The 13,872-nt window shown below is 40.3% G+C and carries 11 protein-coding genes; 9 read left to right on the forward strand and 2 right to left on the reverse strand.

Annotated elements, in window-relative coordinates:
- Positions 1–43: 43 nt before the first annotated feature.
- On the reverse strand, positions 44–3,205 hold the full coding sequence (locus tag G529_RS0115160; RefSeq protein ID WP_035696170.1) for a cytochrome c biogenesis protein CcsA: 3,162 nt from the start codon (positions 3,203–3,205) through the stop codon (positions 44–46).
- Between the two features lie 126 nt (positions 3,206–3,331).
- Between G529_RS0115160 and G529_RS0115165 the strand changes: the two genes are divergently transcribed.
- From G529_RS0115165 to G529_RS0115210, 9 genes are all read left to right on the forward strand, one after another.
- A complete protein-coding gene (locus tag G529_RS0115165) occupies positions 3,332–4,093 on the forward strand; it encodes a Rossmann-like and DUF2520 domain-containing protein (protein WP_026916338.1) in 762 nt (253 codons plus the stop codon).
- Positions 4,077–4,592, forward strand: a complete 516-nt coding sequence (locus tag G529_RS0115170) for a KdsC family phosphatase (protein WP_026916339.1) — start codon at positions 4,077–4,079, stop codon at positions 4,590–4,592. Before G529_RS0115165 ends, G529_RS0115170 begins: the two co-directional genes overlap by 17 nt.
- A complete protein-coding gene (locus G529_RS0115175; RefSeq protein WP_035696171.1) occupies positions 4,593–5,507 on the forward strand; it encodes a geranylgeranylglycerol-phosphate geranylgeranyltransferase in 915 nt (304 codons plus the stop codon). It begins immediately after the preceding gene.
- 2 nt (positions 5,508–5,509) lie between these two features.
- A complete protein-coding gene (locus tag G529_RS0115180) occupies positions 5,510–6,106 on the forward strand; it encodes a Maf family nucleotide pyrophosphatase (protein WP_026916341.1) in 597 nt (198 codons plus the stop codon).
- A gap of 15 nt (positions 6,107–6,121) precedes the next feature.
- Positions 6,122–7,012: a hypothetical protein gene (locus G529_RS0115185; protein ID WP_026916342.1), complete on the forward strand. Its 891-nt coding sequence runs from the start codon at positions 6,122–6,124 to the stop codon at positions 7,010–7,012.
- The gene (locus tag G529_RS0115190) at positions 7,009–7,548 is read left to right on the forward strand and encodes a mechanosensitive ion channel domain-containing protein (RefSeq protein WP_026916343.1); all 540 of its coding nucleotides are present in this window, start codon (positions 7,009–7,011) and stop codon (positions 7,546–7,548) included. The genes G529_RS0115185 and G529_RS0115190 overlap by 4 nt, the downstream gene beginning before the upstream one ends.
- A 68-nt stretch (positions 7,549–7,616) precedes the next feature.
- A complete protein-coding gene (locus G529_RS0115195; protein ID WP_026916344.1) occupies positions 7,617–10,106 on the forward strand; it encodes a PIG-L family deacetylase in 2,490 nt (829 codons plus the stop codon).
- 108 nt (positions 10,107–10,214) lie between these two features.
- Positions 10,215–11,915: a sodium:solute symporter family protein gene (locus G529_RS0115205; RefSeq protein ID WP_026916345.1), complete on the forward strand. Its 1,701-nt coding sequence runs from the start codon at positions 10,215–10,217 to the stop codon at positions 11,913–11,915.
- Entirely contained in the window at positions 11,912–12,883 is a 972-nt protein-coding gene (locus G529_RS0115210) for a Gfo/Idh/MocA family protein (RefSeq protein WP_026916346.1), read from the forward strand. Before G529_RS0115205 ends, G529_RS0115210 begins: the two co-directional genes overlap by 4 nt.
- 54 nt (positions 12,884–12,937) lie before the next feature.
- Here G529_RS0115210 and G529_RS0115215 read toward each other — a convergent pair whose 3' ends face one another.
- Positions 12,938–13,783 carry a DUF2911 domain-containing protein gene (locus G529_RS0115215; protein WP_026916347.1) on the reverse strand — a complete coding sequence of 282 codons (846 nt, stop codon included), beginning with the start codon at positions 13,781–13,783 and terminating at the stop codon, positions 12,938–12,940.
- Between the last annotated feature and the right edge of the window lie 89 nt (positions 13,784–13,872).

Raw genomic sequence — 13,872 nt, forward strand, 5'->3', positions numbered from 1 at the left:
TTTAAAACCGGGCTTTTTTGTTGTTTGAAATTAAACCAATCGGCTATTTCCTAGCAAAGTGTTTTTTATACTTTAGGTAAGAAATGGTACCCAGAATTGCTACCGCACCTAAAGTGTAATATATAAAGGTTGGAGTAATAACCTTGTCTCCACTGGCATAAGAATGCAGCCCGCTTAAATAAAAGTTCACACCAAAATAGGTCATCATGATACTTGCGAAAGCTACAATCGCCATTAAGTTAAATAGCCATCTGCTTCTAAGCCCTGGAACGAGTCTCATATGGATCACAAATGCATAAACCATGATGCTTATTAACGCCCAGGTTTCTTTTGGATCCCAACCCCAGTAACGTCCCCAGCTTTCATTCGCCCACTGGCCACCTAAGAAGTTTCCAATAGTTAACATGACTAAACCAACGGTTAGGGCCATTTCAGTAATGATGGTGATCTCTTTTATATTAATGTCCATCTTCTTCTTATTCTTCTCATTGGTAAGAATCATGAGAAGCAGGGAAACCACTCCCAGGATCATTCCAAGTGTAAACGGACCATAACTACCAACAATAACAGAAACATGAATCATTAACCAATAGGAATTAAGCACCGGTTGCAGATTGGCAATTGCCGGATCCATCCAGTTCCAGTGTGCGATCATAAGGATCATGGAAGCTACAAAAGCGGTAGACGCGATCGTAAGATTTGATTTTCTACCAAATGCCAGACCAAAGAACATAGTCGCCCAGGCTACGTAGATCATCGACTCATAGGCATCACTCCAGGGAGCATGACCAGAAATATACCACCTGGCTGCGAGTCCTGCCGTATGCACTATAAAAAGTACGATAATCGTAGCGGCTCCGGCGTAGATAAGACCTCGTATCGCTTTGTTATCTTTAAAGATCTGCACAATCACAAAAACGAGCATGACCAGTCCTGCCAGCATGTACATCCAGAACAGGTTTCTAAATACGTCATATTTGTTGTAAAGAATCTCAGCATTTACTTTGTCTTCTGAAGGCATTACCTCGCCTCCAAACTTTTCCTGAAAACTCTGAATACTTTCCAGGTACTGATTTGCTTTTTCGTAATCGCTCGTTTCCCGTGCTGTTTTAAGCGCACTCATGTACAGCGGAAGGATTTGCTTCGTATAAACCGAATCCATTCCCGTGAAACTAGCTTCTCCAAGCTCAGGGTAAGAGACCCACTTGTTATTTTCATCTTCAGGTACAGGAAAAATTTTGAGTACTTTACCCTGAACCGCCTGGTACAAAAGGTTTACTTTTTTATCGGTTTCAATAAAATCCTTTTGAAATTTATTCGGAACTGCAGCTTTATAAGCACCTTCAAGATACGGGGACAGTTTGTAACCACCTTTTTCATCGAAGAAATCCATCAGGGCCAGGTACTTTCTACCTTCCTCCACATCCAGGATCTGGTGCAGACTGTCATTCTTTTTCTCTACATAAATCACCTGCGCCTGGTACCAGAAGGCAGGATTTTCAGTAATGGAAACCAATACCTGGTCTGAACTTAGACCGGCGTACGTATCGCTTTTGCTTAGTTTACGAAGTAATTCTGAAGAATACGTATTAGCAGGTTTCATTCTACCACCTGCATCCTGGATAATTAATCTTCCAAATTTATCGGCGTGCTCCTCTTTTACCGCGTTAGAAACAATGATGCTATCGATCTGCTGCTTGGAATTCTGATTATGTGCATGATCGTCATTTTGGGTAAATCCAACTGAAGACAGGAACATAAGCGCCAAAACTGCCAGTGCTTTTTTCTTATCCTTGATCTTTTCCAGCATAACCTTTAAATTCCCGAAGCGAGAACCCTTATCAAACAATATCCACATTAGTCCAAAGTAAAGTAAGAAATAACCTATGTAGGTAATCCAGGTTCCCCAGAAATCACGGTTTATAGAAAGCACCGTGCCCTTTTCATCGGGATCAAAACTTGATTGAAAAAACCTGTAACCTTGATGATCCAGTACATGGTTCATATATATAGAATATGGTTCAGGCTCTTCTCCTTCTTCAACGATTTCCACCTCACTTCTAAAACTCGCGTAACCAGGTGTTGCTCTATCGGCAGTTCCGGGATATTTTTCTGCAATGAAATCATTCAGTTTCAAGGCAAACGGAAGTTCTTTTTCTATACTTCCGTAGTTAACAAAGACTTCGAGTCCGTCAAAATTAATCGCCTGTGGATCTGCTACAGTTCCCTGTCCGCCCAATAAAGTAATGGTTTCAGTCTTTCCATTGGCTGTAATATCCAGGGTTACCGCATCAAGATCCTGCTTTGTTTTTGGATTGGTAGGCACTACATCATATTCCCCTGTAACAATCGGTTCCGGAATCACGAACTGCATGCTACCAATATTATACAGCGACCTCAGCATAAGAGTTTGCGTGGAATCACTAACCAATGTCCCCTGCTGTTGATCTGCCATTCGCATATATGTTCCTTCAAACGGGGAGTCTATCTGGTATTCTCCATCTTCAGTAACCTGAATATTAATGGCACCATCCTGCGGACTATTAAGCGTAAACAAGGTGTTATGTATATTGCTTACTTCGCCCTGCTTAAGGTAATGATCGTGGCGCGAACCATCCCCAGCTTCCACGATCTTAAGATAATTCTCACCGTCCTCTGTAGGCACAAGCGTCTCTTCAGCGCCGTGAATAAAGTTTGTCACTTCAAATTTTACTGGTGTTCCATTAAAATCTGTATCCAGTACATAATCGTTCTCCACTTCCGGCCCAAACAGTACATCCTCCTGTAAAACCCTTCTTCGTGGCTCACCGTCTATCTCTCCATCGATAAAAAAAGTAAGATAAGTTTCATAGGTCATGAACTTGTTCGTAGTCTCTCCTTCGCGAATAGGCATCACTCCTTCATAGCTTATATACCTTGTTACAAAGGCACCAATCAAAATGAGAATAAAGGAAAGGTGTAACAAAAGACTGCTCCATTTTTCTTTTTCATGAAGCTTGTATCGCTTGATATTACCAATAAAATTGATGAGAAGAAATAACATGATCCCTTCGAACCACCAGGTATTGTAAATAAGAATTCTTGCCGTTTCGATACTGTACCAGCTTTCTATAAAAGTTCCCATGGCCATGGCAATTGCAAAGATGATAAACAGGACGGCCATTATTCGGGTAGAAAAAAGGATAGAGGCTATTTTTTTCTGCATGAGAAAGTGTCGTTTTAACGGCTGCAAATTTAACGATTTTTTATCGTTTAAAGACAGTGAACTACTCGAATATCAAGTCAACAGCTGTTAATTTCTACACCTTGATTTTTTTGGTAATTTAGCCGCATGATAAAAGTAGTGATCCTGGGTGCGGGCAATGTTGGAATTCACCTGTACCAAAGCTTCAAATTAACTCCTGAAGTTGATGTTATTCAATTGTTTAGCCGAAATCCATCCAGGCTGGACTTTATAGGTAACACTACTGAAGTTATTAGTGATTACGAGCAACTGGCTGAAGCAGATATTTACATACTTTCGGTGCGGGATTCGGCAATTACTGAAGTCGCACAGAATTTAAAAGCTTCGAAAGCCCTGGTGGTTCATACCTCCGGAAGTGTAGCTATGGAAGATTTGTCTATGCTGGATAACTTCGGAATATTTTATCCGTTGCAAACCTTCAGTAAAAATAAAGAGGTAAATTTTTCAGAAATACCTTTATGCATAGAAGCCAATTCTGAAGAAAACCTTATTAAACTGAAGGAGCTGGGATCGTTGATTTCAACCAAAGTTTTCGAAGTAAATTCAGAGCAGCGACGAGCTTTGCATCTTTCCGCAGTGATCGTCAATAATTTTACAAATCACCTATTCACATTAGCGGCAGATTACTGCAATGAAAATGAATTGCCATTTGACATTTTAAGACCGCTTATCCAGGAAACTTTTGAAAAGATTCAGGATCTGCCGCCCTATGACGCTCAAACTGGTCCTGCCCTTAGAAATGACATTAACACGATCGAGACTCATTTGCAGATGCTCAATGAAGACCGACAAAAAATTTATAAAACCCTAACCGACTCTATTCAGAAAACACATGGAAAAAAATTATAAAGAATATCTAAACCAGATCACGACCTTCGTATTTGATGTTGATGGCGTCCTTACCGATGGCTCCTTGCAGGTATCAACGAAAGGAGAACTTTTAAGAACGATGAACACAAAAGACGGTTATGCCATGAAGATGGCGTTGCGTGCAGGGTTTACCGTTTGTATTATTAGTGGCGGTAAAAACGAAGGAGTACGTGAACGACTTCGTGGACTGGGTATTACAGATATTTACCTTGGAGTAGATGATAAAGTGGAGCAAATGGATGAGTTTTTAGACGTCTATGATATTAAACCAGAGCAGGTATTATATATGGGTGACGATATTCCAGATTACTATCCAATGAAAATAGTAGGACTGCCTTGCTGCCCTCAGGATGCCGTACCAGAACTCAAGGAAATTTCACTTTACGTATCACACAAAAATGGCGGGGAAGGCTGTGTTCGTGATGTGATCGAGCAGGTTATGAAAGTTCAGGGTAAATGGATGGAAAAGACTTCTTAAATGCTGAATTACGTTAAACTGGTAAGACCGGGAAATCTACTATTCATTGCCCTTACCATGTATCTTATAAAATATGGTTTGTTCGAACCATTTGGAGTGGCGATCACCTTAAACCTCTTTGGATTTTCGATGTTAGTTCTGGCCGTAGTCTCGGTTGCTGCCTCCGGCTACGTGATTAACGACATTTTTGATGTAGAAGCAGATCAAAAGAACAAACCTTCCAAAACCTATGTTCAGTCTGGCATTTCAGAAAAAAGTGCCTACAGCATGTTCTTCTTATTGAGCATCATTGGTGTAGGATTAGGGTTTTATGTATCGAACATGATTGGTGTACCGGGATTTTCAGCATTCTTTATATTTGGCTCTGCCATTTTATACCTCTACAACTCCCAGTTTCAACAAAGTGTTTTGATTGGCAATATCCTGGTAAGTCTTATCGTAGGATTGATTCCGGTAGGTGTTGGCTTATACGATCTGTTACCGGCGATCACCCCTCAAAACCAACCCACTCAGTCCACGATCTTTTCAATATTGATCGATTATTCCATATTTGCATTCCTGGTGAATCTGCTTCGTGAGATAGTAAAAGATCAGGAAGATATCGATGGTGATTACAATGCAGGCTACAAAACCCTTCCTATCGTGCTTGGCAAAAAACGTACAAATCAGTTACTTTTTTTATTGGGTCTGGCTCCCATAGGTTTCCTGATCTATTATGTTTATGAATATCTCTTCGGAAATACGGCGGCAGTGCTATACGCCCTCTTTCTATTGCTGGCGCCCTTGTTGTTTTTTGAAGTTAATATCTGGACAGCGTCAAGAAAATCTGAGTACTCAAGGTTAAGCACACTATTAAAAGCTGTTTTGTTTTTTGGTCTTTTATCCATAGGACTATTACAATTCATAATTCTATAAACATGATTCAGAATTTGCTTAAAGACCACGAAATCATTCTTGCTTCGGGTTCACCACGAAGACAGAAATTCTTTGAAGATCTCCTAATTCCTGTCACCATAGATGTTCGTTCTGTAAAAGAGATCTATCCTGAACATCTCGAAGGCCAGGAGATCACAGATTATCTTTCAAAATTAAAAGCTGAAGCATTTACCAATCTTAAGGATCATCAAATCCTGATTACCAGTGACACCATTGTTTATGCTGAAGAAAAAGCTTTGGGAAAACCTAAAGATCATGACCACGCGGTGGAGATGATTCGAATGCTTTCTGGCAAAGAACACGAAGTGATCACTTCTGTATGTTTTACTTATAAAAACCGGCAGGACATACTCAATTACACCACCAAAGTAAAGTTTGCAGACCTTAGTGAAGAAGAGATCCAATTCTACGTCACTAATTATAAACCATTTGATAAAGCTGGTGGCTATGCCATCCAGGAATGGATAGGTTTAATAGGAATAGAATCCATCAGCGGTAGCTATTTTAACGTGGTAGGCTTACCTACAAATCTGGTCTACAAGAGCTTAATAAACATATTGAAAGAGGAAAATTCGTAAATTGTCATCAATACGATGAAACGACTCCTTACAATTTTCACATTTTCGATACTTATAATCTCCTGTACAGACCGGGAATTTAATCGAAACGATTTCAGTTTAACTGAAGACTTTAAAGATTACTGGTACTCGGGCAAGGCTGAAATAACTACCTATGACCTCGAACAATCCAGGTATGGTGAGCTGCGAAAAGGCACAGCAACCCTTATATATGTTACTGAAGATTTTTCGATTACAGAACAGGTAAAAGCAGATGATGCAACATTAAGTAAGGCATCGGTCCTCAAATTGAACAGCACTAAAAATTTTAATACTGGCATCTACCCTTATAGTATCATGCAAAGTAGCTTCTTTCCTCTTAACGGGAATGATCATGCCCTGAAGATTGCCGCCTCAGTTCAGGAATGGTGTGGCCAGGTATACATGCAATTGAACAACCGGGAAGATTTTGACATTAGCAGTCACTCCTATTTTGCGGGTGAAGCAGACCAGTATTTGAAATTAAATCCAATCAATCTTGAAAATGAGATCTGGAATCTATTAAGAATTGATCTCGATCGGGTGCCGGTAGGATCTTTTAAAATGCTTCCCTCGTTTGAGTTTATAAGACTTCAGCACATTGCAGTGCGTCCCTTTGAAGCTGAAGGACAATTTATTACCAGTGAACGATATCATATATACCAGTTGTTTTATCCAGAATTGAACAGAACACTGAAAATTTACCTCAATAAATCCGCACCTTATACCATAGAAAGATGGGAGGAATCAGCTCCTGTGGGAAATGGTGAACAGTCTGAAATTTTAACGACTACGGCCACCAAAAAAGCACGATTAAGAACCGATTACTGGAATAAAAATTCGAATAAAGATTTACATTTGCGCGAGAAATTAGAACTTGATCAATGAAGGAATTGCTTCTCACCTATCGCTATGAATTACTGTATTCTCTCGCAGTACTTATCATTTTATTGCTAATACAATTTTTACTGAGAACGGCCGCAAACAAAGTTGGTCGTAGAGGAGAGATCAACATCACCCGCACCAGGTTGATGTTTAAATACATTAATATTCTTATCATATTAATTGCAGCTTTTCTCCTGGCTCTTGCCTGGGGTGTAGGAATTACAGATCTCTCCTTGATATTCTCATCTGTATTTGCAGTAATAGGAGTAGCTTTATTCGCCATCTGGTCGATCCTGAGTAATGTTACCAGTGGGATCATCCTGTTTTTTTCCTTTCCCTATAAGATTGGTGACACCATCAAGATCCATGACAAAGACCTGGATATTGAAGCTGAGATCGAAGATATCAAAGCTTTTCACCTTCATCTACGCACCCGTGAGGGCGAACTTGTGACCTATCCCAATAACCTTATTCTTCAAAAAGCGGTTACCTTAAAACATCGGTTAGATGGCCGGGATGAAGGAAAAGACGCTCTCTAGTCTAAAAGATCTGAAATAGGCTTCAGGACGATGTGAAAACTTTTATATTTGATGAAACCTATTATTCAATGCGGAAAATACTTTTTACCCTATTCTTATTAGGCTGTACTTTCTCCAATGCGCAGGCTCCCGAAAAATGGAGTTCTTCAGATATTTATTCCGAAATCCAGAAACTGAACTTTTTAGGTTCTGTTCTCTACGTAGCAGCTCATCCAGACGATGAGAATACCAGGCTGATCTCTCATTTTTCAAATGAAGTGAATGCCAGAACAGCTTATCTTTCATTAACCAGGGGTGACGGAGGTCAGAATCTTGTAGGACCAGAACTTAGAGAGCAACTGGGAATGATTAGAACTCAGGAATTACTGGCTGCAAGAAAAATTGATGGTGGAGAACAGTTCTTTACCCGGGCCAACGATTTTGGTTATTCCAAAACTCCTTCAGAGACATTAGAGATCTGGAACAAAAATGAGGTGCTCAGTGATGTGGTATGGATCATTCGAAAATTCAGACCAGATGTGATCATCAACAGGTTTGACCATCGTACTCCGGGAAGTACGCACGGCCACCATACATCCTCTGCCATGCTAAGCGTGGAAGCTTTTAATCTGGCTGGTGATGCCACTAAGTATCCAGATCAACTAAATTTGGTTACGACCTATAACCCAAAAAGACTTTTCTTCAATACCTCTCCATGGTTTTATGGTGGAACTGAAGCTTTTGAAAACGCAGACAAGTCGAGGTTTATCACCTTTGATACCGGAACATATTTCCCGTTAAAAGGACTTTCCAATCCAGAGATCGCCAGCCTGAGCAGAAGTGAACATAAGTCACAAGGCTTCGGAAGCACCGGTACTCGTGGTAAGCAAACTGAATTTATTGAACTTATCAAAGGTGAAATGCCAAATGATGAAACCAATATTTTCGACGGAATTGATACCAGCTGGAACAGGATTCAGGGAGGTAACAAAATAGGTGCTATTTTGAAAGAAGTTCAGGAAAACTTTGATTTTGAAGATCCTTCTAAAAGCCTTCCAGAACTTCTAAAAGCTTACCGTCTAATCGAGACCCTTGAGGACAATCATTGGAGAGAGCTTAAAACCCGGCAAATCAAAGATATTATCTATGCCTGTTCCGGGCTTTATCTTGAAGCCATTGCAGATCGAGCTTCGGTTACACCTTCAGAGGATGTGAATATAAAGCTGGAAGCCATTCATAGAAGCAACTCGCAGGTCCGTTTAGTTTCCGTAGAACTCATTCCGAATAATACAAAAACAGAACCTGCAGAAGATCTTACCAACAATGAGACCTGGAATCAAAATCTCGTATTCAGACTTCCGGATGATGCAGATTTTACAAATCCATACTGGCTGGAAGCTGATGGTTCCATAGGAATGTACAAGGTAGATGATCAACATCTTAGAGGCCTGCCTCAAACACCTCTTCAGAATAAAGCAGTTTTCAATCTTGAAATCAATGGTACTCCAATTATTTTTGAGAAACCAATACTTTACAAATATAACGACCCGGTACTTGGAGAAACCTATGAGAATTTTGAGGTCATTCCTAAGGCTGAGCTCAGTTTGCAGGACGATATTCTTGTTTTTAACTCATCAGAATCGAAAACAACAGACATTACTATAAAGGCTAACCAGGCAAACCTTTCTGGTGTTCTAAAATTAAAATCTGAAAAAGGCTGGAACATTGAACCACAAGAATTCGAGGTAAACATTGCTGAGAAAGGTGGTTTGCAATCTTTTAAGTTTTCCATCATTCCTCCGGAAGGTCAGAGTGAAACAACCTTAACTCCGGTGCTGCAAACACAAACTGAGCGTTATGATCAAAACATCATCAATATTGATTATGATTATATTCCCTCGCAAAATCTGATTCAAAAGGCAAAACTGGAACTGGTTAAGTTGAATATCAAGAAAAAAGGAGAACTTGTAGGTTACATTGCTGGTGCTGGCGATATGGTACCGGAAGCCATAAGTCAGATGGGTTACAGAGTTGATATGCTTGATCCTTCCAGCATCACGATAAACTCATTAAAGAAATATGACGCTGTGGTTTTAGGGATTAGATCCTTTAATATAATAGAAGATCTGAAAACTCAGAATAGCGTATTATTTGAATACGTTCATCAAGGTGGAAATCTTATCGTGCAGTATAATACCAATCGCGGTTTGGTCACAGACGATATTGCTCCTTTCAAGCTACAGCTTTCACGCGACCGGGTGACCAATGAGTATGCGGAAGTGAACTTTAACCTGCCGGAACACGAAATCCTGAATTCTCCTAACAAACTGGAAAGTTCAGATTTTGAAAATTGGGTTCAGGAAAGAGGTTTGTATTTTGCAGATTCTTGGTCTGAAGACTTTGAAGCTCCTCTATCCATGAATGACCCTTCAGAAGAGTCAACTGCAGGAAGTTTACTGGTGGCCAAATATGGCAAAGGTTATTATATCTATACGGGACTAAGCTTTTTCAGACAATTTCCGGAGGCAGTTCCAGGAGCTTATAGACTATTTGCTAACTTGATCTCGATTGGAAAATAATGGAAAAGCCAGAAACCTATCAATGGAAGAAAAGTTATACGATCGTATTGATCGCCAACCTTTTCTATATCATCATTTTTTATTTTATCATGAACCTTTTCGCCTGATATGGAATTAATCGACTGGATCATTTTAATTGGTACAATCGCGTTCATCGTCTGGTATGGAGTCTACCAGTCTCGGGGAAGTTCCAATGTCGAGGATTATGTGGGAGGTGGTAAAGATGCCAGGTGGTGGACCATTGGGTTATCTGTCATGGCTACACAGGCCAGTGCTATCACATTCCTGTCAACTCCAGGCCAGGCATTCCATGATGGAATGGGTTTTGTCCAGTTTTATTTTGGGCTACCCATAGCGATCATTATTATCTGTATCGTTTTTATCCCCATCTATCACAGGCTAAAAGTCTATACTGCCTATGAATATCTGGAATCCCGGTTTGATCAGAAAACCAGGACTTTAACCGCCATACTTTTTTTAATACAAAGAGGACTTGCAGCGGGAATCACCATTTTTGCGCCGGCGATCGTACTCTCTGCCGTTCTGGGCTGGAATCTTACCTATCTCACCATTGCCATTGGTGTGCTCGTGATTATTTACACCGTTTCAGGCGGGACCAAAGCTGTGAGTGTTACCCATAAGCAACAAATGGCCGTGATCCTCACCGGGATGTTCGTTGCTTTTTTTATCATTTTGAGTTACCTGCCGGAAGATGTCACTTTTACAAAGGCTCTTGAAATTGCCGGGACTAGCGGCAAGATGGATATCCTGGACTATAGCTTTGATTTCAACAACAGGTACACTATCTGGAGTGGGATCATTGGCGGTACTTTTCTCATGCTCTCCTATTTTGGAACAGATCAAAGTCAGGTCCAACGCTATCTCTCTGGTGGTTCTGTAAAAGAAAGTCAGTTAGGAATGATCTTTAACGGACTCCTGAAAGTGCCTTTACAATTTTTTATCCTGCTTGTGGGAGTGATGGTATTCGTTTTCTATCAATTTAATCCAGCGCCCTTAAATTTCAACCCTGCGGCGACCGAAACGGTTCTAAACTCAGATTATGCCGAGCAATACAGGGATTTGATGCTGGAGCATGATGAAGTACAGCAGAAAAAAAAGGAACTTGGTCTTCAATTTGCTTCCAGTCCCTCGCAGACTAAAACTGAAACTGCCAGTTTTAAGGCACAATATTCCAATCTGGAGAAAGAACAGTTCGAGATACGGGAAAAAGCAAAGACTTTTATTGATGCTTCAGACGTTAAGGCAGAAAGCAATGATAAAGATTATGTATTTATTCATTTTATTCTAAATAATCTTCCGAGGGGATTCATTGGATTACTGCTTGCCGTTATATTATCTGCCGCGATGTCTTCCACAGCTTCAGAATTGAATGCGCTGGCGTCAACCACGGTGATCGATCTCTATCGCAGAAATCACAAAGAGAGCAAAAGCGATGAGCATTACCTGGTCGCTTCCAAATGGTTTACATTCATGTGGGGCGCCATAGCGATACTTTTCGCAAGTCTTGCTGAACTATTTGATAACCTGATTCAACTCGTAAACATCATTGGAAGTATCTTCTATGGAAACGTACTGGGTATTTTCCTGCTGGCCTTCTTCATAAAATATGTAAGAAGTAATGCCGTTTTTATAGCAGCCATTATCACCCAGATCATGGTGATCATTGTTTTTAAAATGAACATTATGCCTTATTTATGGCTGAATGTCCTGGGTTGCGTACTGGTAATGTCCATAGCGCTGCTAATACAACTCTTTAGAAATGATAAAAAAGAAGTAAGCACTACATGAGTGAAAAAATAAAATGGGGAATTCTGGGTCTTGGAAAGATCGCCGGGAAATTTTGTGATGGACTGCAACATGCTTCTAATGCTGAGCTTTATGCCGTGGCAAGTAGAGATTTAAACAAGGCTGAAGAATTTGCAGCAGAGTTTGAGGCAGAGAAATCATATGGAAGCTATGAAGAATTATTAAAGGATGAACAGGTACAGGTGGTTTACATCGCCACGCCACACGCGTTTCATCATGAACTCGCCATCCAATGCATTAAACATGGCAAAGCCGTACTCTGTGAAAAACCTTTCGCCTTAAACTACGAGCAGGCCAGTGAAATGATCACCCTGGCCAGGGAAAAGAACGTTTTTATCATGGAAGCTCTCTGGACCGCCTTCTTACCTCATTTTCGTGATCTGGAAAGCAAGTTTAAGAATAAAGAATATGGAAGCCTGAAATCCCTGAAAGCTGACTTTGGATTTCCTGCTAAATTTGACAAAACGAAAAGGCTGTTTAATAAATCTCTTGGTGGTGGCAGTCTTCTGGATATTGGAATTTATCCGGTATTTCTTGCCTATCGCTTACTTGGTATGCCCAATAGAATTACTGCGGAAGCACAATTAGCAGAAACCGGAGTAGACGAATCCTGTGATATCAAATTTCATTATGACCAGGACATAGAGGTTGAACTTACCTCTACTTTTAAGAAAAAAACTCCTACTGAAGCTATTCTGGAATTTGAAGAAACCAAAGTTATCATGAATTCCAGGTTCCATGAACCAACTTCTATTACCACTCATCAACATGATAAACATGAAGTGCGTGATTACGGAGTAGAAAACAATGGCTATACATTCGAAGCAGAGCACGTGGGAGAAATGCTCTTAAAGAATAAAACTGAAAGTGATATCTGGTCTACAAAGAATACGCTTGAATTAATGCAATTACTTGATTCCATTAGAAAAGAGATCAAATTGGAATACTAATATAAAAGGCTTCAGTTCCAACTGAAGCCTTTCTCTTATAAAAGCTGAAGCGAATTATTTAGATTCCCACTCTGCGATGGATTCTTTATTCATTTTTACATAGTCTGCATTGTTAGCAGCTTCTGCTGCTGCAAGTGATTTTTTTGCAGTAGCAATGGCTTCCTTCTTCTTACCCATTTCAGCTTCGATTAAGGATTGTCTTCTAAGCATCCAGTATGCTTTACCTTCACTCATCTCATTTGCCTTCTTCACCCAGGTATAAGCTTTCTCCATATCTTTTCCTGCTTCGTGGTAATAGGATGCTGCAGAGAAATAATCCTGAGCGGTTGGTCCATTCATTACCTTGTCTATACTTGCCATGGTACGATCATCTGTAGGTACTTCGATTTCCAGAATGGCAACGGTATTCTCCCATAGAAAGTTCACATTCGCGCTATCATTTTTAAGCTCGTCGATCACAATGGTAAAAGTTTCCATATTGATTGGCATCTCTTCCACGGCTGCAGTGGTGGTTAAGGCCACCTTGGAATCGTCCCAATCCTGAGGAACACCCCAGTTATTGGTGGTTTTATAGAACATCACGGTCCACTGCTCCTTTTGAGGTTTGGTAAAAATAGCGTACGAGCCTTTAGCCAGCTCCTTCCCTCCTATTTTCACGTTGTCTGAAAAGCTTATAATGGTATTGAGATTGGCACCCGTTCTCCATACCTTATCAAAAGGTACCAGGTCTCCAAAAATCTTACGGCCCCTCATGGCTGGTCGCGAATATTCAATCGTGATATCGGTGAGACCAACTTTTTGTTCCATCTTTCCTAGCGGACTAGGTTGCGGTGCTTCTACTTGTGCAAAGCCGGAAAATCCGGTACACAGCACCAGTGTGAATAGTAATAGTTTTTTCATGTGTGGTTGTTTAAATTTCAATAAAGATAAGTTTAATCGTAATATAAAATCAAATACAAATCAGTGCTGAAATACGCTGCCCACACAGA

Source organism: Christiangramia portivictoriae DSM 23547, from assembly GCF_000423045.1.
Classification (GTDB): Bacteria; Bacteroidota; Bacteroidia; order Flavobacteriales; family Flavobacteriaceae; genus Christiangramia; species Christiangramia portivictoriae.